General features: G+C 67.7%; 21 protein-coding genes. 17 read left to right on the top strand and 4 right to left on the bottom strand.

From position 1 onward, the window contains the following. Positions 1-40 precede the first annotated feature (40 nt). The 14 genes from rimP to pnp all read left to right on the top strand — a co-directional run bounded on the left by rimP (position 41) and on the right by pnp (position 14879). Positions 41-589 carry a ribosome maturation factor RimP gene (rimP, locus tag P7B02_RS07870; protein WP_277785772.1) on the top strand — a complete coding sequence of 183 codons (549 nt, stop codon included), beginning with the start codon at positions 41-43 and terminating at the stop codon, positions 587-589. A 2-nt stretch (positions 590-591) separates the two neighbouring features. Further along, positions 592-2277 carry a transcription termination factor NusA gene (gene nusA, locus P7B02_RS07865; RefSeq protein ID WP_277785771.1) on the top strand — a complete coding sequence of 562 codons (1686 nt, stop codon included), beginning with the start codon at positions 592-594 and terminating at the stop codon, positions 2275-2277. A 45-nt stretch (positions 2278-2322) separates the two neighbouring features. Beyond that, entirely contained in the window at positions 2323-2964 is a 642-nt protein-coding gene (locus P7B02_RS07860; protein ID WP_277785770.1) for an RNA-binding protein, read from the top strand. Positions 2965-3052: 88 nt separating this feature from the next. Next, positions 3053-6049, top strand: coding sequence for a translation initiation factor IF-2 (gene infB, locus P7B02_RS07855; protein WP_277785769.1), 2997 nt, complete (start codon positions 3053-3055; stop codon positions 6047-6049). A gap of 36 nt (positions 6050-6085) precedes the next feature. Further along, the gene (locus tag P7B02_RS07850) at positions 6086-6871 is read left to right on the top strand and encodes a helix-turn-helix transcriptional regulator (RefSeq protein ID WP_277785768.1); all 786 of its coding nucleotides are present in this window, start codon (positions 6086-6088) and stop codon (positions 6869-6871) included. A 78-nt stretch (positions 6872-6949) separates the two neighbouring features. Further along, entirely contained in the window at positions 6950-7420 is a 471-nt protein-coding gene (locus P7B02_RS07845) for a hypothetical protein (protein WP_277785767.1), read from the top strand. A gap of 52 nt (positions 7421-7472) precedes the next feature. Further along, a complete protein-coding gene (locus P7B02_RS07840; RefSeq protein WP_277785766.1) occupies positions 7473-7985 on the top strand; it encodes a DUF2939 domain-containing protein in 513 nt (170 codons plus the stop codon). Next, on the top strand, positions 7982-8509 hold the full coding sequence (locus tag P7B02_RS07835; protein ID WP_277785765.1) for a hypothetical protein: 528 nt from the start codon (positions 7982-7984) through the stop codon (positions 8507-8509). Before P7B02_RS07840 ends, P7B02_RS07835 begins: the two co-directional genes overlap by 4 nt. Positions 8510-8578: 69 nt before the next feature. Beyond that, on the top strand, positions 8579-9922 hold the full coding sequence (locus P7B02_RS07830; protein ID WP_277785764.1) for a serine hydrolase domain-containing protein: 1344 nt from the start codon (positions 8579-8581) through the stop codon (positions 9920-9922). Between the two features lie 47 nt (positions 9923-9969). Beyond that, complete coding sequence (locus P7B02_RS07825) at positions 9970-10767, top strand: dienelactone hydrolase family protein (RefSeq protein ID WP_277785763.1); 798 nt, start codon at positions 9970-9972, stop codon at positions 10765-10767. A 72-nt stretch (positions 10768-10839) separates the two neighbouring features. Further along, a complete protein-coding gene (gene rbfA, locus P7B02_RS07820; RefSeq protein ID WP_277785762.1) occupies positions 10840-11286 on the top strand; it encodes a 30S ribosome-binding factor RbfA in 447 nt (148 codons plus the stop codon). After that, positions 11286-12218: a tRNA pseudouridine(55) synthase TruB gene (gene truB, locus P7B02_RS07815; protein WP_277785761.1), complete on the top strand. Its 933-nt coding sequence runs from the start codon at positions 11286-11288 to the stop codon at positions 12216-12218. The genes rbfA and truB overlap by 1 nt, the downstream gene beginning before the upstream one ends. A gap of 14 nt (positions 12219-12232) precedes the next feature. Beyond that, a complete protein-coding gene (gene rpsO, locus P7B02_RS07810; protein ID WP_277785760.1) occupies positions 12233-12502 on the top strand; it encodes a 30S ribosomal protein S15 in 270 nt (89 codons plus the stop codon). 232 nt (positions 12503-12734) lie between these two features. Beyond that, the gene (gene pnp / locus P7B02_RS07805) at positions 12735-14879 is read left to right on the top strand and encodes a polyribonucleotide nucleotidyltransferase (protein ID WP_277785759.1); all 2145 of its coding nucleotides are present in this window, start codon (positions 12735-12737) and stop codon (positions 14877-14879) included. Between the two features lie 88 nt (positions 14880-14967). Here pnp and P7B02_RS07800 read toward each other — a convergent pair whose 3' ends face one another. Further along, on the bottom strand, positions 14968-15342 hold the full coding sequence (locus P7B02_RS07800; RefSeq protein WP_277785758.1) for a hypothetical protein: 375 nt from the start codon (positions 15340-15342) through the stop codon (positions 14968-14970). Positions 15343-15517: 175 nt separating this feature from the next. Between P7B02_RS07800 and P7B02_RS07795 the strand changes: the two genes are divergently transcribed. Both P7B02_RS07795 and P7B02_RS07790 read left to right on the top strand, forming a co-directional pair. Then, positions 15518-17821 (top strand): TonB-dependent receptor, encoded by a 2304-nt coding sequence (locus P7B02_RS07795; RefSeq protein ID WP_277785757.1) that lies wholly within the window; start codon positions 15518-15520, stop codon positions 17819-17821. Between the two features lie 113 nt (positions 17822-17934). Beyond that, positions 17935-18615, top strand: a complete 681-nt coding sequence (locus P7B02_RS07790) for a Fe2+-dependent dioxygenase (RefSeq protein WP_277785756.1) — start codon at positions 17935-17937, stop codon at positions 18613-18615. Here P7B02_RS07790 and P7B02_RS07785 read toward each other — a convergent pair. Continuing rightward, positions 18612-19970 carry a metallophosphoesterase gene (locus P7B02_RS07785; RefSeq protein ID WP_277785755.1) on the bottom strand — a complete coding sequence of 453 codons (1359 nt, stop codon included), beginning with the start codon at positions 19968-19970 and terminating at the stop codon, positions 18612-18614. The genes P7B02_RS07790 and P7B02_RS07785 overlap by 4 nt on opposite strands. Positions 19971-20162: 192 nt before the next feature. Between P7B02_RS07785 and P7B02_RS07780 the strand changes: the two genes are divergently transcribed. Beyond that, positions 20163-22391 (top strand): TonB-dependent receptor, encoded by a 2229-nt coding sequence (locus tag P7B02_RS07780; RefSeq protein ID WP_277785754.1) that lies wholly within the window; start codon positions 20163-20165, stop codon positions 22389-22391. Between the two features lie 52 nt (positions 22392-22443). On the opposite strand, the gene P7B02_RS07775 is transcribed toward P7B02_RS07780, so the two are convergent. Together P7B02_RS07775 and P7B02_RS07770 are read right to left on the bottom strand one after the other, a co-directional pair. Next, positions 22444-23334, bottom strand: coding sequence for an SDR family NAD(P)-dependent oxidoreductase (locus P7B02_RS07775; protein ID WP_277785753.1), 891 nt, complete (start codon positions 23332-23334; stop codon positions 22444-22446). A 64-nt stretch (positions 23335-23398) separates the two neighbouring features. Continuing rightward, the gene (locus tag P7B02_RS07770) at positions 23399-24397 is read right to left on the bottom strand and encodes an NADPH:quinone oxidoreductase family protein (protein ID WP_277785752.1); all 999 of its coding nucleotides are present in this window, start codon (positions 24395-24397) and stop codon (positions 23399-23401) included. Positions 24398-24463: the final 66 nt, after the last annotated feature.

Genomic DNA, 24463 nt, shown 5'->3' with positions numbered 1-24463 from the left:
AAAGCCCGCCGCTTTTTTGTTGGCTGAAAGAGGTCAAGCTTTGCGCGGTAGAACCGCTGAAGACCGCCAGCTCGTGGAGCTGCTCGATCCGGTGGCCGAGGCCGTCGGTTACGAGATCGTCCGCCTTCGTCTGATGGCGGGCAAGGAGCAGCGCCGCCTGCAGATCATGGCCGAGCGCCCTGATGGCGACATGAACGTCGAGGACTGCGCCCGCCTGTCGCGCGCCGTGTCCGAGGTGCTGGACTCCGTTGACCCGATCAGCGGCGAGTATCTGCTGGAGGTGTCGAGCCCCGGCGTCGATCGTCCGCTGACCCGCCTGAAGGACTTCGACACCTATGAAGGCCTGGAGGCCCGGCTGGAGCTGGACCGCCTGGCCGACGGCCGCAAGCGGTTCAAGGGAATCCTGGCCGGCGTCGAAGACGACAACATCTGCATCGACCTCGAAGGCGAGGAGGAGACGGCTCTCGTCCCCTTCGCCTGGGTGGTCGAGGCCAAGCTGGTCCTCACCGACCAGCTCATGAAACGTGGGGCCGACCAACGGGCCGCCCGCATCGAATCCGAACAATCGTCCGAGAGTGAAGAGGACTGACCATGGCCACCGGCATTTCCGCCAACCGCCTTGAACTCCTGCAGATCGCCGACGCCGTCGCGCGCGAAAAGTCGATCGAGAAGGAGATCGTCATCGAGGCGATCGAGGACGCGATCCAGAAGGCCGCCCGTTCGCGTTACGGCGCCGAGCACGACATCCGCGTGAAGATCGACCCGAAGACCGGCGAGATGACCCTGAAGCGCGTCATCACCGTCGTGCCGGACGACTTCGAGATGGAAGGCGAAGTCGGCAAGGTCACGATCAGCGACGCCAAGCGCGCCGACAAGGAAGCCTTCGTCGGCCAGGTGACCGAAGAAATCCTGCCGCCCTTCGAGTTCGGCCGCGTCCAGACCCAGATGGCCCGCCAGGTGGTGACCCATAAGGTCCGCGAAGCCGAGCGCGAGCGCCAGTACGAAGAGTACAAGGATCGCGTGGGCGAGATCGTCAACGGTGTGGTCAAGCGCGTCGAATACGGCAACGTGGTCGTCGACCTGGGCCGCGGCGAAGGCATCATGCGCCGCGACCAGTCGATCCCGCGCGAGAACTTCCAGCTCAACGACCGCATCCGCGCCTACATCTACGACGTCCGTCGCGAGACCAAGGGCCCGCAGATCATGCTGAGCCGCGCCCATGGCGGCTTCATGGCCAAGCTGTTCGCCCAGGAAGTGCCGGAAGTGTACGACGGCGTCATCGAGATCCGCGCCGTGGCCCGCGACCCGGGCTCGCGCGCCAAGATGGCCGTCATCTCCAACGACAGCTCGATCGACCCGGTCGGCGCCTGCGTCGGCATGCGCGGCTCGCGCGTGCAGGCGGTGGTGGCCGAGCTGCAGGGCGAGAAGATCGACATCATCCAGTGGTCCGAGGACGAGGCGACCTTCATCGTCAACGGCCTGGCTCCCGCCGAAGTCACCAAGGTGGTGATGGACGAGGAAGACGAGCGCGTCGAAGTGGTGGTGCCGGACGAGCAGCTGTCGCTGGCCATCGGCCGCCGCGGGCAGAACGTCCGCCTCGCCTCTCAGCTGACCGGCTGGCAGATCGACATCATGACCGAAAGCCAGGAGAGCGAGCGCCGTCAGCGCGAGTTCGCCGAGCGCACCGCCCTGTTCCAGGAAGCCCTGGATGTGGATGAGGTCATCGCCCAGCTGCTGGTCACCGAAGGCTTCGCCTCGGTGGAGGACGTCGCCTATGTGGAGCCGCATGAGATCGCGGCGATCGAAGGCTTCGACGAAGACACCGCTGAAGAGCTGCAGACCCGCGCCCGCGAGTATCTGGAGAAGGAAGCCGCCGAGTACGACGCCAAGCGTCGCGAGCTGGGCGTCGAGGACGCCGTGCTCGAGATCGAGGGCGTCACCCTTCCCATGGCCGTGGCCCTGGGCAAGGGCGACGTGAAGACGGTCGAGGATCTGGCCGGCCTGGTGCCGGACGACATGCGCGGCTGGTTCGAGAACAAGAACGGCGAGCGCGTGCGTGAGCCGGGCATCCTCGAAAGCTTCAACTTGTCGCCCGACGACGCCGAAGCCCTGATCATGCGCGCCCGCATCGTCATGGGCTGGGTCGAGGCTCCGGAAGAGCCGGTCTACGACGAAGAGGCCAGCCTCGACGACGCCGACCTGGATCCGGATCACGCCGTGAGCGAGGAAGAGCGTCTGGCTCTGTCCGAAGCCCAGGGCGAGTCCCGCGACGCCTAAAGGAGTCTCCGCCGCCCGCTTCTTAAGGAGCGGGCGGTTCTCTTCATGACCGCACCCAAGACCCACGCCGAGGCGCATCGCGAGCGCCGCGACATCGTCACCGGCGAGGTGATGGACGAGAGCCGCCTGATCCGCTTCGTGGCGGGTCCGGACGGATCGGTCGTTCCCGATCTGGCGCGCAAGCTGCCGGGCCGGGGACTATGGGTGGCGGCCGACCGCGCCTCTGTGGAGGCGGCGGCGAAGAAGGGGCTCTTCTCCCGCGCGGCGAAGGCCAAGCTCTCCGTTCCGGTCGATCTGGCCGATCAGGTGGAGCGCCTTTTGACGCAGCGGGTTCTCGACGGTCTGGGCCTTGCGCGCCGGGCCGGCGATCTTACCTTTGGTTTTGAGAAGGTTGCTTCCGTCCTCTCCGCCGGAAAGGCGGCTTGGCTGGTCGAGGCCTCCGACGGAGCCCCCGACGGCCGGCGCAAGATGCTGGCCCAGGCTCGCAAGGCCTCGCCAGAACCCCGGATTTTCGGCGTTTTCACGTCGGAGGAATTGGGTTTGGCCTTGGGCGGGGAGAATGTGATACATACCGCCTTCCTTGCGGGGCGAGGCGCCGATCGCTGGACTTCTGAAGTTCTGCGGTTATCAGGCTTTCGCCCGCTCCTTCCTCCTGAGTGGACGGCGAGTTGGCGCGAGGAGCCGTAGAAATAGGGCTAGGCGAGTCATCGCCCGGTCCCTTTCGTGTTTGGATTTATGGGTCCGTCGGAACGCCGGCGGGTAGTCAAGCGAACGCATGAGCGACGAGAACGAAAACGGCCGCCCCGGACGGGCACCCCTGACCCTGAAGCCCCGCGCGGGCTCGGTCAGCTCGGGCGTGGTGAAGCAAAGCTTCAGCCACGGGCGGTCGAAGACGGTTGTGGTTGAGACCAAACGCGCGCGCAGCCATGCGCCCGCGACCGGCAATCTCGCCGCGCCGTCATCAGCCGAGCGTCGCGACGCCGCACCGGCTCCGCGCCCCGCCGCTCCGGCGGCGCCGCGTCCCGCCCCGACCTCGGGCGGCGCCGGCGGCCTGTCGGCTGAAGAGATGCAAGCGCGTCAGCGCGCCATCGAAACCGCTCGCCAGCAGCAGGAACGCGACCTAGCCGACCGACGCGCCCGCGAAGATGAAGCGCGTCGTCGCGAAGAGGCCGCCAAGGCAGCCGCCGCCGCCGCGGCCGCCGCTGCAGCGGCTCCGCCGCCGGCGGCGCCTGCTCCGGCTCCCGCTGCTCCGGCTCCGGCCGCTGAAGCGCCGCGCCCGGCCGCCCCGGCGGCTCCGGCTGAACCTGTCCGCGCCGCTGCGCCGCCGGCCCCGGCCGCTGGTCAGACGCGCACCTACGAGCCGAGCCGCGAGCGTCGCGACGACCGGCCGACCACCACCACCTACCGCCCCGACCGTCCGGCCGGTGACCGCCCGCAGAACGTCTATGGCCAGCGCGCCCCGCGCGAGGACCGTCCGTTCAACCAGCGTGCGCCCCGCGAAGGCGGCTTCAACAACGACCGCCCGCGTCCGCCTCGTGACGGCGACCGTCCTCAGGGCGGCGGCTATCGTGGCGGCGACCGCCCGCAAGGCGGCGACCGCTCCGGCGGCGCTGGCGGCGAAACCGTCCGCTATTCTGCCCTGGCTCCCAAGCCGGCGCCGCGCGACGGCGCGCGTCCGGGCGCTCCGCGTCCCGGCGGCCGCCCCGGCGCTCCGGCTGCTCCGGCCACGCCCGAAATCCAACGTGCGGCCCGCTCGACCCCGCGCCCCGGTTCGCTCAATCTCGACCGCCGTCCTGACGACAGCGACGATGATCGCCGCAAGGGCGCGCCCGGCAAGGCCGTGTCGCGCACCAAGGGTCAGCCCCAGCGCCGCGAAGGCCGCCTGACGATCCAGACTGTGGCCGGCGACGGTGAGTCCGCCGACCGCATGCGCTCGCTCGCCTCGGTCCGCCGAGCCCGCGAACGCGAAAAGGAAAAGCGTCGTGGCGGCGCCCAAGAGCAGGCCAAGGTCTCTCGCGAAGTGGTCATCCCGGACGTCATCACCGTCCAGGAGCTGGCCAACCGCATGGCCACCCGCGGCGTCGAGATCATCAAGTTCCTGATGCGTCAGGGCCTGATGATGAAGATCAACGACGTCATCGACAACGACACCGCCGAGCTGGTGGCCACCGAATTCGGCCACACGGTGAAGCGCGTTTCGGAAGCCGACGTTGAAGAAGGCTTCATCGGCGCCGAGGACATCGACGATCACCTGGAGGCCCGCCCGCCGGTCGTGACCGTCATGGGCCACGTCGACCACGGCAAGACCTCGCTGCTGGACGCCCTGCGCTCCACCGACATCGCGGCGGGCGAAGCCGGCGGCATCACCCAGCACATCGGCGCCTATCAGGTCCGCCTGAAGGATGGTCACCGCGTGACCTTCCTGGACACGCCGGGCCACGCGGCCTTCTCGGCCATGCGCGCCCGCGGCGCCAACATCACCGACGTCATCATCCTGGTGGTCGCCGGTGACGACGGCGTCATGCCGCAGACCGTCGAGGCCATCCAGCACGCCAAGGCGGCCGGGGTCCCGATGATCGTGGCCGTGAACAAGATGGACAAGCCGGGCGCTGACGCGACCCGCGTGACCAACGAGCTGCTCCAGCACGAGATCGTGGTGGAAAGCCTCGGCGGCGACACCCAGATCGTCGAAGTCTCGGCCAAGACCCGCCAGGGCCTGGACGAGCTTATGGAGCGCGTCCTGCTGCAGGCCGAAATCCTCGACCTGAAGGCCAATCCGGACCGTGTCGCCGACGGCGTGGTTATCGAAGCCAAGCTCGACAAGGGCCGCGGCGCCGTCTCCACCGTCCTGGTCAAGCGCGGCACGCTGAAGCGCGGCGACATCGTCGTGGCCGGCAGCCAGTGGGGCCGCGTGCGCGCCCTGCTGAACGAGCGCGACGAGCAGCTGACCGAAGCCGGTCCCTCCACCCCGGTGGAGATTCTCGGCCTCGACGGCGCGCCCTCGCCGGGCGATCCCTTCGCCGTGGTCGAGAACGAAGCCCGCGCCCGCGAGCTGACCGAGTACCGCATCCGCCTGAAGCGCGAGAAGTCGATGGCCCCCGTGGGCGCCGGCGCCTCGCTGGCCGACATGATGGCCAAGCTGCAGGACAAGAAGCTGCGCGAGCTGCCGCTGGTCATCAAGGCCGACGTGCAGGGCTCGGCCGAAGCGATCATCGGTTCGCTGGACAAGCTGGGCACCGACGAGGTCCGCGCACGGATCATCCTGTCGGGCGCCGGCGCGATCAGCGAAAGCGACGTCACCCTGGCCAAGGGCGCCAACGCCCCGGTCATCGGCTTCAACGTCCGGGCCTCGGCCCAGGCGCGCCAGCTGGCCGAGCGCGAAGGTGTCGAGATCCGCTACTACTCGATCATCTATGACCTGATCGACGACATCAAAGGCGTCATGTCCGGGATGCTTTCGCCGATCCAACGCGAAACCTTCCTCGGCAACGCCGAAGTGCTGCAGGCCTTCGACATCTCGAAGGTCGGCAAGGTCGCCGGCTGCCGGGTCACCGAAGGCGTGGTCCGCAAGGGCGCCCGGGTCCGCATCGTCCGCGAGGGCGTGGTGGTTCTCGAACTCGGCACCCTGCAGACGCTCAAGCGCTTCAAGGACGAGGTCAACGAAGTCCCGTCCGGCCAGGAATGCGGCATGGCCTTCGCAGGCTTCCAGGACATCCGTCCGGGCGACCTGATCGAATGCTTCACCGTCGAGGAAGTGAAGCGCTCGCTCTAGGGCGTCGCGAAAATCAAGAATGGAAGGGCCGCGCAGATGACCGTCTTCGCGGCCCTTTTTTCATCCGATCTCTTCCGGATCAGCGACTTCTTCACGTGGGAGGCCGGCGCCCGCACGCCCGGTCTCGTGACCCAGTCCGATTTCGGGCTGGTGCGGCGGGGCGCGTATGTCTGCCAGATGCGCGGCCGCGCCCATGTGGCCGACCCGGCCTGCGGCCTGATCTATCACGCGGGCGACGAGCATCACCTGACCAGCGCGGGCCCCGAGGGCTTCGACTGCACGGTGTTCGAACCGGCGGCGCAGGTGATGGACGAGGCGGTGATCGCCGGCGCCCTGACCACCCCGCTCAGCGGCGACACCCAGCTGGCTCACGCCCGACTCTATCGCGCCGCGCGCAAGGGGGCCGACCGTCTGATCGTGGAGGAGGCGGCGATGGAGCTGCTGCACGGCATCGCCCGAGATCGCCAGGGACTGGCCGGGATTACGCCCAGCGCCCGCGATGAAAGGCGCGTCGCCGCCGCGCGGGCCCTGATCGCCGCCGACCTTTCCGCGCCTCTGGGCCTGTCGGACGTGGCGTCCGAGGCGGCCTGCTCGCCCTTCCATCTGGCCCGGCTGTTCCGGGCGGTGACCGGACGATCCCTTCGCGACTACCGCCTTCGACTGCGTCTGGCCGCCGCTTTACACCGGCTGGACCAAGGGGAGCGCGACCTGACCGCCACGGCGCTGGACCTCGGCTTCTCGAGCCACAGCCATATGACGGCGGCCTTCCGGCGCTGCTTCGGGGCGCCGCCGGCCGCGCTGCGCCAAGCCCTGGCGCACTGACAAGCGCAGGTTTTTGAAAGCGGCGCGCCGCTGCACGGCCTATCCCTTGAGAACCAGAAGAGTTCTCGGGAGCATCACATGAGCCGCCTTTCCGGGCCCGTCGCCGCCATGTTCGTCGGCGGTCTCACCTCCGGGGCGCTCGACATCACCTGCGCCTTCCTGTCGTGGGCGCCGCGCGGCGTCACCCCGGCCCGCATCCTCAAAGGCATCGCCGCGGGTCTCCTGGGCAAGGGCGCGATGGGCGGCGGGATCGCCATGGCGGCCCTGGGGCTGTTCCTTCATTTCGCCATCGCCATGGCCGCCGCCGTGGTCTTCGTGCTTGTGGCGACGCGGGTCCTGCCGCAACTGTTGGAGCGGCCTCTGATATGGGGTCCGCTGTTCGGCCTGGGCATGTTCGGGGTGATGAACGCCGTGGTCCTGCCGCTGAACGCCAACCCGCCTCAACGCCCGCCGGAACCGGCCTATGTCGTGCTCGGCCTGTTCGTGCACGCCTTCGCCTTCGGCCTGCCCATCGGTCTGGCGGCGTGGAGGTTCGCGCGCCAGCCCTGAAACCGCCGCCTTCACGCTGTCTCCTGGCGCGTCCCGACGCTAAAAGGGCTTCATGAGACAGCTGCTTGTTCTGCCGCTTCTGCTGGCGGCCTTGGCCCTGAGCGCCTGCGCCACGGTTTCGCGGGTCGATGCGTCCAATGACGTCCACGCCTTGCTGATCGCCATACGCGACAATGACGGCGCGACCTTCGACCGCCACGTGGACAAGGTCGCCCTCAAGCGCCAGCTGGAGAGCCGCATCGTCGAGCAGACACAGCGCTCCAATGCGCCGGACCCGCTCAAGGCCCTCGGTTACATGCTGTCGCGCACCGCCGCCGACCTGGCCGGCGACGCCCTGCTGCGTCCGACCGTGTTCCGCGCGGTGGCCGAATCCTACGGCTATCGTCCGTCCCAGCCGATCCCGGGCCGCCTGGCCATCGCCAGCGCCCTGCGCCCCATCGGCGGCGGCCGCGTCTGTGCGGCGCGCAGCGACAAGGGGCCCTGCCTGCTGACCTTCGCCAATCAGGGCGGGGTGTGGCGGCTGGTCAGCTTCGACGGTCCGGTCTCGGAGCTGAAGCTGCCATGAAGCGTCTGATTCTCGCGGCCTTCGCCGCTCTCGCCGCCGCCTCACCCGCCGCGGCCGAGACCCGCATCTTTTCCTACGACCCGGTTTCGCCGGACGCACGGCGTCTGACGGGCACGGGCCTGACCTTCCTGTTCGAGACACGGATGCTGGGCGGCGGCAAGGTGCGCAAGATCATGGCCACCGCCGTGCCCGCCTCGGCGGAGGTCAAGTCGGTCGGCGTCGGCGCCCTGGGCAAGGGCGCGCCGGTCGGCCCGGGCGACATCTACGAGATCGATGCGGAGAAGGCCCAGGGCAAGGTCTATGTCCGCGCCTTCTGTCCCGGTTCGACCCGGGTCTGGCTGGCGGTGGGAACGCTGCGTCATGGCCGCGACCTGAAGGTCCAGGTTCTGGGCGACGATCCGGCGGGCGGCCCGGCGCGGGCCTGCGCCGAGATGGAGTTCGCCTATCGCGGTGAATGGCGTCTCGGGAACGGCACCCGTCCGGACCCCTTCGAGGACACCTTCGACAGCAATTTGCGGTTCTGAGCGAACGCGGGTTAGCCTCCCGTGGCGAAGGTTCGGGAGGCGGGGATGCGAGTGTTCCGAAGCGCGTTGATGGCGGCTGCATTGGCGTTCGCCGTCCCGGCGGCCGCTGAGGCGCCCAAGGCCGAGATCGACGCGATCATCCGCGAGGTGCTGGCTGAAACCGGCTCTCCCTCCGCCTCCGTCGCCGTGGTCCAGGAAGGCCGCCTCGCCCACCTCGCCGCCTTTGGAGAGGCCCGACTGGACCCGCCAGTCGCGGCTACGACCGAAACCCGCTATGGCGTCGCCTCGGTCTCCAAACAGTTCACCGCCGCCTCGATCCTGCTGCTGGCCGAAGACGGCAAGCTCAACCTCGACGATCCGGTGGGCCGCTATGTTCCGAACCTGACGGACGGGGACAGGATCACCATCCGGAATGTGCTCAACAACGTGTCGGGCTATACGGATTATTGGCCGCAGGACTTTGTCTTCGCGCGCATGAAGCGGCCTGCCAGCCGGGACGACATCCTCGACGGCTGGGCGCGCACGCCGCTCGAATTCCCCACGGGCACGGAGTACCGGTATTCCAATACCGGCTTCGTGATCGCCGGAATGGTGGTGGAGAAGGTCAGCGGCCAGGATCTGTTCGCCTTTCAGAGAGAGCGGATATTCACCCCCTTGCGCATGACCGGGGTGACCGAGAACGACACCGCCCCGCTGAGGTCGCCGCACGCCGCCAATTACACCCGCTACGGCGCGGGGCCTCTGCGCCCGGCCGACAAGGAAGGCCCCGGCTGGCTGTTCGCCGCCGCCCATCTGGCCATGCGCCCCGCGGACCTGGCGCTGTGGAACATCAGTCTGATGGACGCCGGCCTGCTGAAGCCGTCCTCGATCACGGCCATGACCACGCCCGCGGTCCTGACCAGCGGCGAGCCGACCACCTACGCCCTGGGCCTGCGCGTTTCTGTGCAGGACGGTCGCCGGGTGTGGAGCCACGGCGGCGCCTTGTCGGGCGTTCACACCGACAACCGCATCTGGCCGGACGAGAAGCTGGCGCTCAGCGTCATGGTCAACACCGAGGACAATCAGGCCCAGAGCGTCATCGCCGAGCGCCTGGCCTTCCTGCTGCTGCCCTCGACCGGGTCGGCGGCGGTGATGCGGGGGCTGCTGGCGGACGCGGCGGCGGGGCGCATCGACCGCGCGCGCCTGACGCCCAACGCCGACGCCTTCTTCTCCCCGCAGGTATTGGCCGACTATCAGGCCTCGCTGTCCGCGCTGGGTCCGTTGCGGATGTTGCGGCCCACGGGGGCGAGCAAGCGGGGCGGCATGACCTATGCCGGGTTCGACGCGATCTATGGCCGCAAGGTCCTTTGGGTCAGCCTGCGCATGACTCCCGACGGCAAGATCGAGCAATTCATGGCTGGGCCGAAGGTGTGACAATGGGCGGAGATTTCGGAGACTCCGGCGAAGACAAATCCGGAGATTTGGAAGACTTCGAACACTTCGCCTTCGACGACGGCCGCTGGTCGCGCGATGTGTTCCGAAAGGGCGCCGGCCCGGCCGTCATCGTCATCCACGAAATGCCCGGCCTGCACCCCGAGGTCATCCGTTTCGCCAATGACCTCGTGGCGGCGGGCATGACCGTCTTCTGCCCCAGTCTGATGGGCGACCCAGGCCGCCGGGTCACGCCGAACTACGCCCGGGGCGTGATCCTCAAGACCCTGTGCGTGCGGCGGGAGTTCACGGTGTGGGCCACGGACCGCTCCAGCCCCATCGTCGACTGGCTGCGGGCCTTGGCGCGAAAGGCGCACGCCGAATGCGGCGGGCCGGGCGTCGGCGCGGTGGGCATGTGCTTCACCGGCGGTTTCGCCCTGGCCATGATGACCGAGCCGTCAGTGATCGCGCCGGTCGTCTCGCAACCCTCCCTGCCGCTGGGCGAGCGGGGCGCGGCGTCCATGGGGTGTTCGCTGGACGAGATCGCCTGCGCCCGCACCCGGTTCGAGACCGAGGATCTGTCCCTGCTCGGCCTGCGCTTTCACGGCGACCCGTTCGTGCCGGCGGCGCGGTTCGACGCCTATCGCAAGGCCTTCGGCGATCGGTTCGAGGCGATCGAGCTCGACCCCGCCTCCGCCCGTCAGGGGACAGGCCGCACGCCGCATTCGGTTCTGTCCACGCATCTGGACCGTTCCGATCCCGCCGGCCCCACCATGCGGGCCCGCGACCGGGTCGTGGACTTCTTTCGCCACAGGCTCGGGGTGGACAGGGCGGGTCCGGAGGCCTAGAAGCGCGCCCTTCCTATTCTCCCCGCGACCGGCGTTCGACCCGCCGGCCGGGCCAGCAGGCTGAAAGAGCCAATGAAACGCCACCAGAACAAGGGCGCCCTGACGGGCCCCACCCAACGCCAGCTCCGCGCCGGCGAGCTGATCCGCCACGCCCTCGTCGACATCCTCCGGGAGGAGGAGCTGCAGGACGAGGCGCTGCAGGGCGTCTCGGTCACCGTCACCGAGGTGCGGATGAGCCCGGACCTGAAACACGCCATCTGTTTCGTCGAGCCCCTGGGCGCCGGCATGTCGGACGCCGCCCCGGCCAATGAGGTGGTCAAGGGCCTGAACCGGGTCTCCAAGTTCCTGCGCGGCCGTCTGGGCCGTCATATCGACATGAAGTTCACCCCGGACCTGAAGTTCATCCACGACGAGAGCTTCAACACCGCCGGGGAGATGGACCGCCTGTTCTCCGATCCCCGCGTCCAGCAGGACATCCGCCGTCTGAGCGATGTCCTCGGCGACGAGGATGAGGACTGATGGCCCGTCGCAAGAAGGGCGAGGCCGTCTCCGGCTGGGTCAATCTCGACAAGCCCTATGACCTGGGCTCCACCCACGCGGTCAGCCGGGTCCGCCGGGCGTTCAACGCCCAGAAGGCGGGCCATGCGGGCACCCTGGACCCCCTGGCCACCGGCATTCTGCCCCTGGCCCTGGGCGAGGCGACCAAGACCGTTCCGTTCCTGATGGATGCGGACAAGACCTATCGCTTCACCATCGAATGGGGCCGCACCACGGCCACCTTCGACCGCGAGGGCGAGACCACGGCCCAGTCCGACGTGCGCCCCACTGTGGAGCAGGTCGAAGCCGCCCTGCCGGCGTTCGTGGGCGAGGTCGATCAAGTTCCGCCCGCCTATTCCGCCATCAAGGTCGACGGCGAGCGCGCCTATGACCTGGCGCGCGAGGGGGTGGAGTTCGAGCTGAAGACCCGCAAGGTCAGCATCTATTCCCTGTCCGTAGTCGGCGCGCCTGACGCCGACCATGTGGAGCTGGAGATGGATTGCGGCAAGGGAACCTATGTCCGGGCGGTGGTCCGCGACCTGGCCGAAGCCCTCGGCGCCTGCGGTCACGTCAGCCAGCTTCGCCGAACGCGGGTTGGCGCGTTCACCGAGGCGACGGCGATATCGCTGGAAACTCTTGAGAATTTCGACTATGACGCCCGACTGTCGGAGGCATTGCTTCCGGTCGAGACCGCGCTGGACGACATCCCGGCGTTGGCCGTGACCGATGAAGACGCCTTCCGGCTTGCCCAGGGACGGCCGATCGTTCTCGTTCCCCGACAGGTAGAAACGCTGAAAGCCCAGCTCACGCCGGGTGACCGCACCGTTTCCGCCATGAACGGAGAGAAGATCGTCGCTCTGTGCGAGATGCGCGCCGGACGGCTCAATCCGGTGCGGGTCTTCCAACTCACCTGAGCGGAGACAACACGATGTCGATCACTGCCGAGCGCAAGTCCGCGCTCATCACCGAACACGCCCGCACTCAAGGTGACACGGGCAGCGCTGAAGTCCAGGTCGCGATCCTGTCGGAACGCATCTCGAACCTGACCGAGCACTTCAAGACGCACAAGAAGGACAACCACTCGCGTCGCGGCCTGCTGAAGCTGGTCTCGCAACGCCGGTCGCTCCTCGATCACCTGAAGAAGTCCGACGAAGGTCGTTATTCGACCCTCATCGAAAAGCTGGGCCTGCGCCGCTAAGCGCATCCCTTGCCGCCCATTCCCGGAGCCGGGGATGGGCGGTCCAGTTTTCGCCATCGGCCTTGGACAGGCTTAGGACGATGGCGCCCGGGACGTTCCCGGTTTGATTATCGAGGGTTCGAAGTAATCCTCGCCAGCCTGTCGATAGGATGAGGATTCCGCCACGCCCGCCGGGCCTGCCGCCCCTGTCCACCCCGAAGAAATGGGTCTTCGGGAACCGAAAGAAGCAAAAATGTTCGATATCAAACGCAAGACCATCGAGTGGGGCGGCAAGACGCTGGTCCTCGAGACCGGCCGCATCGCCCGTCAGGCTGACGGCGCCGTTCTGGCCACCATGGGCGAGACCGTCGTCCTGGCCACCGCCGTGTTCGCCAAGCAGCAGAAGCCCGGTCAGGACTTCTTCCCGCTGACGGTCAACTATCAGGAAAAGACCTTCGCCGCCGGCAAGATCCCGGGTGGTTTCTTCAAGCGTGAAGGCCGTCCGTCGGAAAAGGAGACCCTGGTCTCCCGCCTGATCGACCGTCCGATCCGTCCGCTGTTCGTCAAGGGCTTCAAGAACGAGGTCCAGGTGGTCGTCACCGTCCTGCAGCACGACCTGGAAAACGATCCCGACATCCTGGCCATGGTCGGCGCCTCCGCCGCCCTGACCCTTTCGGGCGCCCCGTTCATGGGCCCGATCGGCGCCGCGCGCGTCGGCTACATCAACGGCGAATACGTGCTGAACCCGACGCTCGACGAGCTGAAGGAAAGCGACATGGACCTGGTCGTCGCCGGCACCACCGATGCGGTGATGATGGTTGAATCGGAAATCAAGGAACTGACCGAAGAAGTCGTCCTCGGCGGCGTCAACTTCGCTCACGCCCAGATGCAGCCGGTGATCGACGCCATCATCGAGCTGGCCGAGCACGCCGCCAAGGAGCCTTTCGACTTCACGCCGGAAGACACCGACGCGATCAAGGCCGAGATGAAGGGCCTCGTGGGCGCGGACATCGCCGCCGCCTACAAGATCCAGAAGAAGCAAGACCGCTATGAAGCCGTCGGCGCCGCCAAGAAGAAGGCGATCGCGGCCATGGGCCTGTCGGACACCAACCCGGCCGGCATGGACGTGAACAAGCTGGCCGGCGTGTTCAAGGAGCTGGAAGCCGACGTCGTTCGCCGCGGCATCCTGGACACCGGCCTGCGCATCGACGGCCGCACCGTCGACAAGGTCCGTCCGATCCTGGGCGAAGTGGGCATCCTGCCCCGCACCCACGGTTCGGCCCTGTTCACCCGCGGCGAGACCCAGGCCATCGTGGTCGCGACCCTGGGCACCGGCGACGACGAGCAGTTCATCGACGCCCTGGAAGGCACCTACAAGGAATCCTTCCTGCTGCACTACAACTTCCCGCCCTACTCGGTGGGTGAGACGGGCCGCATGGGCTCGCCGGGCCGCCGCGAAATCGGCCACGGCAAGCTGGCTTGGCGCGCCATCCGTCCGATGCTGCCGGCCAAGGAAGACTTCCCCTACACCATCCGTCTGGTGTCGGAGATCACCGAGTCCAACGGCTCGTCCTCGATGGCCACGGTCTGCGGTTCTTCGCTGGCCATGATGGACGCCGGCGTGCCGCTGGTCCGTCCGGTCTCGGGCATCGCCATGGGCCTGATCCTGGAGAAGGACGGCTTCGCCGTTCTGTCCGACATCCTGGGTGACGAAGATCACCTGGGCGACATGGACTTCAAGGTCGCCGGCACCTCGGAAGGCATCACCAGCCTTCAGATGGACATCAAGATCGCCGGCATCACCCCCGCCATCATGGAGCAGGCCCTGAAGCAGGCGAAAGCCGGCCGGGACCACATCCTGGGCGAGATGAACAAGGCCATGGACGCCCCGCGCGACAGCGTCGGCGACTTCGCCCCGAAGATCGAAACCATCTCGATCCCCACCGACAAGATCCGTGAAGTGATCGGTTCGGGCGGCAAGGTGATCCGCGAGATCGTCGAGAAGACCGGCGCCAAGGTCGACATCAGCGACGACGGCACCGTGAAGGTCTCGGCCTCGGAAGCGTCCAAGATCGAAGCCGCCGTGAAGTGGATCAAGTCGATCACCCAGGAAGCGGAAGTCGGCGCGATCTACGACGGCAAGGTCGTGAAGGTCGTGGACTTCGGCGCCTTCGTGAACTTCTTCGGCGCCAAGGACGGCCTCGTCCACGTCAGCCAGATCAGCAACGAGCGGGTCTCCAAGCCCAGCGACGTGCTGACCGAAGGCCAGATGGTCAAGGTGAAGCTCCTGGGGTTCGACGACCGCGGCAAGACCAAGCTGTCGATGAAGGTCGTCGACCAAGAGACCGGCGAAGACCTGTCCAAGAAGGAAGAGCCGAAGGAAGAAGCGGAAGCCTAAGGCTCCGCTTCAACCGAAGCTGAAATGCGAACGGGCGGCCCAGGGATGGGCCGCCCGTTCTGCTTTGTGGTTCGATTGTCGGGCCCGATCAGTAGGGAATGACCGGCGGCGGCGCCTTGGCCGGATCGGTGGCAGGGGCCTCGGCCGGAGCGGGCGTCGTGGGCGCCGGGGCCGACGGGATCGGCACGGGGGCCGGGGCGGTTTCGGCGGTCTCCACGACCTCCTCTTCCTTCGGCTCCTCCTTGGGCGTCTCGGCGACCTTCTTGGTTTCGATCAGCGGCGCGCCCAAGGGCACGGCGTCCTTGGCCGGAGCGGCGATGCGGCTGTCGGGGGCGGCGGCGGCCACCGTGGGCGGTCCCTGACGCTGGAACGCGCCCTGAACGCCGACAGCGAAGCCGCAGACGGCGCAGACGCCGAGCGCGGCGAGGACGAGGGGCAGCTTGTTCTGAGGCGGGCTCCACATGGCGGCGAGCCTAATCCGCTCCGCAGGCGGGGCAAAGGGGGAGTTGCGTCAAGGTCCTGCCCCCTCTTGAGAATGATTATCATTGCAATACACAAAGCTTGCACATAAGAACGCCTCGCAATCGCACCGCCCATCTCTCTCAAACCGGCGATGCGAGCTGATCGGGGATACATCAATGCGCAATATGAACTCTTCGGGCATCCGCGCCCGGGCCAAGCGCGCCATCGGCGTCGCGGCCGTGGCCGGGGCCGCCGGCCTGTCCTTGGCTCCCGCCGCCTTCGCCGCCGATGCGGCCGCCGCGGCCGACAATCCGACCGAAGTGTCGGGCGTCGACGTCCAGGCCGTCGTGGGCCAAAAGCCGGAATCGCCCAAGTTCACCGGCTCCCTGGTGGATACGCCCCGTTCGGTCACGGTGATCCCGCAACAGATCATCGACCAGACCGCCGCCACCTCGCTGCAGGACCTGCTGCGCACCTCGCCGGGCATCACCTTCGGCGCTGGTGAAGGCGGCCAGCCCCTGGCCGACCGTCCGTTCATCCGCGGCCAGAACAGCGGCAACAACATCTTCGTCGACAACCTGCGCGACACCGGCGGCCAGATCCGCGAAGTCTTCGCCCTGGAGCAGGTCGAGGTCGTGAAGGGTCCGGACGGCGCCTATAACGGCCGCGGCTCGGGCGGCGGCAGCATCAACCTGTCCACCAAGAAGCCGAAGCTGGGCACCTTCGTCACCGGTTCGGCGCGCGCCGGCACCGACGACTATCTGCGCGGCGCGATCGACGCCAACTACCAGATCGGCGCCACCTCGGCCGTCCGCCTGAACCTGATGGGCACCCAGGGCGATGTCCCGGGCCGCGGCGACGCGGTGGACTTCGAGCGCTTCGGCGTTTTGGCCGCGGTGGCCTACGGCCTGGGCACCGACACCCGCGCCACCGCCAGCTACTACCACCTGGAAAGCGACGACATGCCGGACTACGGCGTGCCGCTGATGACCAAGGTCGCCGGCTTCCCGCGCACCAAGAGCGGCGTGCTGCCGGTGGGCATGGGCACGTTCTACGGCCTGAAGGCCCGCGACTTCATGAAGACGAAGGCTGACATCGGCACGCTCTTCGTGGAGCACGACTTCAACGACAAGATCTCGATCCGCAACGTCTTCCGCTACTCGCAGACGGTGAACGACTACATCGTCACCAACCCGGGCGACGGCGGCGCGGCCCAGTTCGTGGCCGGCGAATGGTGGATGAAGCGCGGCACCAAGTCCCGCTGGAACGAGGCGACCACGATCGCCAACATCACCGAGGTCTATGGCGAGTTCGACACCGGCGTCCTGAAGCACAACTTCGCCGCCGGGGTGGAGCTGAGCAAGGAGGTCAACGACAACGCCTCCTACCTGATCTACACGACCGCCGGCGCGGCCTGCCCGACGGGCTTCACCAACAACGTCACCACCGCCGGCATCGGCGACTGCACCCGGGTGTTCGCTCCGACGCCGAACGATCCATGGCAGGGCGTGGTCAATCTGGGCCCGGCCTCGACGGCGCGCACCCGTTCGGGCGGCGTCTACGCCTTCGACACCATCAGCTTCGGCGAGAAGTGGCTGCTGAACCTGGGCGGCCGCTATGACGAGTACAACACCAGCGGCGTGAACGCGGCCTCGACCAGCGCCAACGGCGTGGTCACCGGCGTGACCTACACCACGCCCCGCAAGGGCGGCTGGGACTTCTTCAACTACCAGGTGGGCCTGATCTACAAGCCGACCGAAAACAGCAGCATCTACGTGTCCTACGGCACGGCCTCGACCCCGCCGACCATCGCGGGCGGCGACCAGAACACCACCTCGGGCGTGGGCACGGGCAACCTGGCCACCGAGATTCTGGAGCCGGAAGAGAGCGAAAGCATCGAAGCCGGCGTGAAGTGGGCCCTGTTCCGCGACCAGCTGCAGCTGTCGGCGGCCGCCTTCAAGACCAAGCGTGAAAACGCCCAAATCCAGATCGCCAACGGGGTCTACGCCCAGGTCGGCGAAGCCGAGGTCCAGGGCGTCGAACTCGGCGTGTCGGGCAATGTCACCGACAAGTGGCAGGTGTTCGGCGGCTACACCTACATGGACAGCGAGCTGGTCCGCGGCGCCTACAACAGCGTCAATGTCGGCGATCCGCTGGCCAACACGCCCAAGCACAGCTTCAGCATGTTCTCGACCTACAAGGTCCTGGACGCGCTGTCGGTGGGCGGCGGCGCCTACTACGTGTCGAAGAGCTTCGGCGGCAACCAGGGCGGCGCCGGTGGCGGCGCCAACACGATCTACGCCCCGTCCTACTGGCGCTTCGACGCCTTCGCGGCCTACGCGATCAACGAGAAGATCGATCTGCAGCTCAACGTCCAGAACCTGGGCGACGAGAAGTACATCGCGCGGACCAACGGCGTTCACCACGCCGACTTCGGACCGGGTCGTCAGGCCATCCTGACCCTGAACGTCCGTTACTAGTCTGCGGAGCGGCGCGGAGCTCCCTCCCGCGCCGCTTCGATGCGCCCCGTCCAACGGCCCTTGGACGGGGCGCGCTTTCGTTTAAGGCTCCGCTCCCAGGAGAGCGCCTCGCCATGATGCTTCACATTCCCCAGGTCCTGACCAAGGAACAGGTCGCCCGCCTGCGCGCGGTGATCGACGCGGCGGACTGGATCGACGGCAACGCCACCTCCGGCAGCCAGTCGCGGATGGCCAAGGCCAACCGGCAGCTGCCCGAAGGCTCCGACGCCGCGCGCGACGCTGGCGCGGCCATCCTCGACGCCCTGGAGAAGAGCGCGCTGTTCGTGGCCGCCGGCCTGCCGCTGAAGGTCTTTCCGCCGCTGTTCAACAGCTATGGCCCCGGCCAGACCTTCGGCGATCACGTGGACAATTCGATCCGCGTCGCCGCCGACGGCATGCGCATCCGCAGCGACCTGTCGGCGACGCTCTTCCTCACCGAACCGGAAGACTATGACGGCGGCGAGCTGGTGGTGGACGACACCTATGGCGTCCATGAGGTCAAGCTGCCGGCCGGCGACCTGATCCTCTATCCCGCCTCCAGCCTGCACCGGGTCGAGCCGGTGACGCGCGGGGCGCGGGTGTCGTCCTTCTTCTGGATCCAGAGCCTGGTGCGCCAGGACGCCCAGCGGGCCCTGCTGTTCGACATGGACGTGGCGATCCAGCGTCTGGCCGCACAGGTTGGCGGCAACGATCCGTCCCTGATCGCCCTGACCGGGACCTACCACAACCTTCTGCGGATGTGGTCCGAGGTTTAGGTCAGCAGCGCCCGGGCCGCGACGGCCTTCAGGCGCAGGTCCGGCGTCTCGGTGAAGGCGAGGTCGGACACGCCGAAATACTCGGCCTGGTTCGTGGCGCACCAGTCGGTGGTGACGATGCGCAGCTTGTCCGCCGAAGCGGATGACGCCTTCGCGCCGTAGAGGAAATCTCCGCTGCGCTGATCGAACGGCATGGGCCGGTCCTGATTGGCGCGGGCCATGAACCCGGCCAGCCGCTCCCGCGAAACCTCCGCCGTCATCAGCTTGCCTTCGAAGCGCACGACGGCGTCGAAGGCGTAGCGTGACACCGGCCCCGCCGGCAGGCCGGTACCCAAGGTGGTGTGGCCGATGAAGCCGGCGTCGGCGCCGACCGCGCGGGCCATGGCCTCCGCCACGGCGCGCCCAGTGCCGCCCAGGGTCAGGGCCTTGGGCGAACGCCCGAGGATGGCCTGCTCCTGCTCCGTCAGGGTCGCGGCCAGGGTCTGGGTGATCAGGGCGGCGATGCGGGGCGACCGTGCGGCTTCAAGAGCGACGGATCGAGAGGCGGCGTCGCCACCCCCGCCAAGACGAAGGGTCACGGCCGTGTAGGCGTTGCTCCAGGATCCGGTGTGCGCATACACATTGTTTGGAAGCGGATGGTTGAAAAGCAGATGGTTGTGCCCGCCGATCATCACCGCCCCCTTGGGCAGCAGGGGCAGAATCTCCCGATCCGCTGCGACGCCGGCGTGGCTCATGACCATGGCCAGGTCGGCGCCGGCCAAGGCCCCGGCCAGATGGGCCCGGGCCCAGGCGCCGGGATCGGGGATGTTCAGGGCCGGGCGGCTGGCCGCCGGATAGGTGTTCAGTGAATTGGTTGCGATCCCGACCACCCGCAGGGTGCGGCGGCCGAACGGGATGTCGGCGCTGGCCGGCGCGTAAGGCGCGTTTGTCCGCGCGTCGATGATGTTGCTGACCACGGTGATCCCCAGGCCGCGCAGGCGGGCGACCACCTCAGCCAGATCCAGGGTGATGTCGTTGTCGTGGTTGCCCAGATTGACCACGGTGGGCGCGATCTTCGGCAGCTCGCCCAGGAACGCCCAGTCGATGGCGCCGCCGGAACGCAGGGCGACGACATTGCCGTGCTCGAAGATGTCGCCGTCGACGGCGATCACATGCGGAAACGGGCTGGAGGCGACCTCCGTCTCCAGGGCGGCGAGCAACTGCCCCGTCCGCTCATAGGCCGAGTGCAGGTCCGACATGGCCAGCACGCGCCCGGCGATCGCCGGAACCATGGCGCCCAGGAACGGCGTGGCGACGGTCACGCCCAACCCGCCCAACAGGCGGCGGCGGTCGATGCGGAGCAAGCGGCTGGACACGGGATCTCCATGGGGTCTTCGAGGGCGGCTGCCAACGGCGCGACCCTCCGAAAGCCCCCAAAGGTGGCGCATTTATACCGCACTGTGTCCTTGTCTTGAAAAATTCACCTCATTGTCCGGTTATCTGGTGGACGCTTCGGCGTTCGAGGCCTAGGTGACGCGCGTTTTTTTGTGTCTCGGGGATAATTCCAAATGAATCGCCGTCTCAGCGCTCTGGCCCTTACGGTCAGCGGCCTGGCCCTCCTCCTGTCGACGCCCGCCCTTGCCCAGTCGACCGACGTCGCCACCGTCGAGGACATCATTGTCACGGCCCAGCGCCGCAGCGAAAACATCCGCGACGTCCCGTTCGCCGTCACCGCCGTGAACAAGGAGACGGTCGCCGCCATCGCCGCCGGCGGCGCCGACATCCTGTCGCTGTCGGCCCGCGTGCCCAGCCTGCAGGTGGAAAGCTCGAACGGCCGCTATGCGCCGCGCTTCTACATCCGCGGCCTCGGCAATGTGGACTTCGACTTCAACGCCTCGCAGCCGGTCTCGGTCGTGCTCGACGACGTGGTGCTGGAGAACGTCTATCTGAAGGGCTTCCCGCTGTTCGACGTCCAGCAGCTGGAAGTGCTGCGCGGTCCGCAAGGCACCCTGTTCGGCCGCAACACCCCGGCCGGCGTGGTCAAGATCGACACCGTGAAGCCGACCAACGAGTTCGGCGGCTTCGGCTCGCTGACCTACGGCAACCTGGGCTCCATGCGCGGCGAAGCCGGCGTGACCATCCCGCTGCACGACACCCTGCAGGTCCGCATCGCCGGTCTGTGGAACTCGCGCGATGACTGGGTCGACAACGCCTACAACCCCGGCTTCGCCGATCCGGACGGCGATGATCTGGGCAACTTCGACGACAAGGCCGTGCGTGCGCACGTCGCCTGGACGCCCACCGACCGCATGTCGGCCCTGCTGACCCTGCAAGGCCGCGACTACGAAGGCACGGGCACGATGAACCGCGCCAACGTGCTGACCAAGGGCTCCAACGAGCTGAACGCCAACTTCGACCGTGACCGCGTCTATTACGACGGCGGCCGCAACAACTATCAGAAGCAGAAAACGACCTCGCAGTCCCTGCAGGTCGCCTATGACTTCGGCGGCGCGACCCTGACGACCGTGCTCGGCGCCTATCAGGGCTCGTCGGCCGGCAACGGCGACATCGACGGCGGCGTGGCTTCGGCCCCGGCCACCGCGCCCTATAAGACGCCGTTCAACTCCGAGACCGGCACGCTCGACAGCAACCTTCAGCAATACACCTACGAGATGCGCCTCGCCTCCAACGGCGACGGCCGCTTCGGCTGGCAGGTCGGCGCCTTCTACTGGAACGAGCGCTTCAACCTGATCTCCGCCACCTTCAACGGCACAGGCGGTCTGCAGCCGACCATCATCACCGACATCGTTCAGAAGTCGGACTCCTGGTCGCTGTTCGGTCAGGCGAACTATCAGGTCACCGACGCCTTCAAGCTCACGGGCGGCCTGCGCTACACCGACGACCACCGCGACTTCGACGGCCGCCGCACCCTCGGCGCCCCCCTGGCGATCGTCAAATCGGTCGGCGACGAGCAGGTCAGCTGGGACCTGAGCGCCCTGTACGAAGTGAACCCGGACCTGAACCTCTTCGCCCGCGTGGCCAAGGGTTACCGCGGCCCGTCGATCCAGGGCCGCATCGCCACGGCGAACGTCGTCACCACGGCGGATTCCGAGACGGTGATGTCCTATGAAACCGGCCTGAAGGCCCGTCTGTGGGGCAGCCGCGCGCGCTTCAACGCCACGGCCTACTACTACGAGGTCTCCGACCCGCAGTTCACCGCCATCGGCGGCGAAGGCAACTTCAACCAGCTGATCAACGCCGACAAGGGCGAGGGCTACGGCATCGAACTGGACGGCGACGTCTATCTCGGGGCGGGCTTCAGCGTGGCCGGCGGCTTCGCCTGGAACCACACCGAGATCAAGGACAAGGACCTGCTGGTCGCCTTCTGCGGCGCCAACTGCACCGTCACCGATCCGATCGTGAACGTCGGCACGACCCGTCGCGCCAACATCAACGGCAACCCGTTCCCGCAGGCCCCGAAGTACACGGCCAACATCACGCTGAACTACGTCCACACCCTGGGCAACGGTTCGGAGCTGTTCGCCTCCACCGACTGGGTCATGCAAAAGGACTTCAACCTGTTCCTCTACGAGTCGGTTGAGTTCATGCAGGACACGGCCTTCGAAGGCGGCGTCCGCGCCGGCTGGCGTGATGCGGCTCGCGGCATCGAGGCCGCGGTCTACGCCCGCAACATCACCGATGAGGAAAACGTCATCGGCGCCATCGACTTCAACAACCTGACGGCCTTCGTCAACGAACCCCGGACCTACGGCGTCCAGGTGACGAAGCGCTTCTAAGACTGACCGTCCGGGCGGGGCTCATGGCTCCGCCCGGATGACTTTTCAGCGGTCAGCCCGCTGCTTCCCGCGCTTTCGCGGCCTTGCGCATCTCTTCCGCCTGCTCCGCCGTCATGCCCATGGCCGCCAGCAGGGGCGAGGGCGCGTTCTTGTCCCAGCTCTGACGTCCGCCGATGGTGATGCCGCCGTCGACCACGAGATGCGTGCCCGTGACGAAGATGCTGTCGTCGCTGGCCAGGAAAAGGACCGCCTTGGCGATGTCGTCCGGCAGGCCGGCCTTGGGGATGGGCTGGATCCTCGGCCCGATCTCCACCACCCGCGCCGCCATCTGGTCGGCCACGTCGCGCGGCAGGCCCACCGACGCCCCGAAGATCGAGGTGGCGATCAGGCCCGGGCAGATGGCGTTGACCCGGATCTTCTGCGGCGACAGCTCCGCCGCCGCCGTACGGCTGAGATGGATCACCGCCGACTTCATGGTCGAGTAGCAGATGGGACCGAAGCCGGCCTGCAGCCCGGCGATGGAGGCGGTGTTGATGATCGAGCCGCCGCCCCGCTCCAGCATCAGGGGCACGGCGTAGTGCATGCCGATGGCCGGCCCGCGCAGCAGAACCGCATAGGTGGCGTCCCAGGCCGGGATATCCATCTCCTGCACGCCGGTCGGGCAGCCGCCATGGCCGGCGTTGTTGAACAGGATGTCCAGACCGCCGAACGCGGTCTTGGAGAGCGCGATCGCCGCGGCGACCTCCTTCTCCTTGGTCACGTCGCAATGGATGTAGCGGACTGCTTCGGGGAACCGCTTCTCCAGCATGGCGCCCTTTTCGTCCTGCACGTCGGCGGCGATGACCTTCGCCCCCTCGGCCACGAACAGCTCCACCGTGCCCAGGCCGATGCCGGAGCACCCGCCGGTGATGACGGCGACCTTGCCGTCCAGACGTCCCGCCATGGTTTCCTCCCTCGGCGAATGATGCGGGGCGGGCCATCTGACGCGGCCTCGCCCCTGGGGTTTTCTATTCGGTGACGACGACCACCTTGCCCATGGCCTTGCGGCTGGCGAGGTGGGCGATGGCCTCGCCCGCCCTGGCGAGGGGGAAGGTCTCCGACACGTGCGGCTTGATCTTGCCCTCGGCGTAGAGGGCCATCAGCGCCTTGACGTTCTGGGCGTGGCCCTTGGGATCGCGGGCCACCGCCGCGCCCCAGAACACCCCGACGATGTCGCAGGACTTCAGCAGGGTCAGGTTCAGCGGCACCTTGGGAATGCCGGCCGGGAAGCCGATGACCAGGAAGCGTCCGCCCCAGCCGCTGGCGCGGATCACCGCCTCGGCGTAGTCGCCGCCCACCGCGTCATAGGCCACGTCCCAGCCGTTGGGGCCGCAGGCGTCCTTGAACAGTTGGGCCAGGGCCTTCTGGCCGTCCTTGTCGAAGGGGCCGGCGGGATAGACCACGCCGCTGTCCGCGCCGCGCGAGATGGCCAGGTCCACCTTCTCCTGGCTGGAGGCGGCGGCGATCACCTTGGCGCCCATGGCCTTGCCCAGCTCCACCGCCGCCAAGCCGACGCCGCCGGCGGCGCCGAGGACCAGCAGGGTTTCCCCCGGCTTGATCGCGCCCCGGTCCTTCAGCCCGTAATAGGAGGTGCCGTAGGTCATCAGGAAGGCGGCCGCCTCGTCGAAAGGCATGGTGTCGGGGATCGGCACGACCCGCGCCGCGTCCACCTGCAGCTTCTCGGCCATGCCGCCCCAGCCGGTGCTGGCCAGCACCCGGTCGCCCACCTTCAGGTGCGACACGCCGTCGCCCACCGCGCTGACCACGCCCGACACTTCGCCGCCGGGGGCGAAGGGGCGCTGCGGCTTGAACTGGTACATGTCCTGGATGATCAGGACGTCCGGATAGTTGACGCCGCAAGCCTTCACATCGAGGACCACCTGGCCGGCGCCGGCGGCGGGATCGGGCAGCTCCTCCAGCTTCAGGGTCTCTGGACCGCCTACGGTTTGGCTCAGCACCGCCTTCATGATCGCGTCTCCGACTTCTTTTTGTTCGAAAGGGACGCTATCGCACCGGACCCAAGGGAAGGAAGG

Origin of the sequence: Caulobacter segnis (assembly GCF_029543125.1) — a bacterium.
Taxonomy (GTDB): Bacteria; Pseudomonadota; Alphaproteobacteria; order Caulobacterales; family Caulobacteraceae; genus Caulobacter; species Caulobacter segnis_D.
The sequence above is the reverse complement of the archived record's forward strand: the minus strand, read 5'-3'. Positions and strand labels throughout refer to the sequence as shown.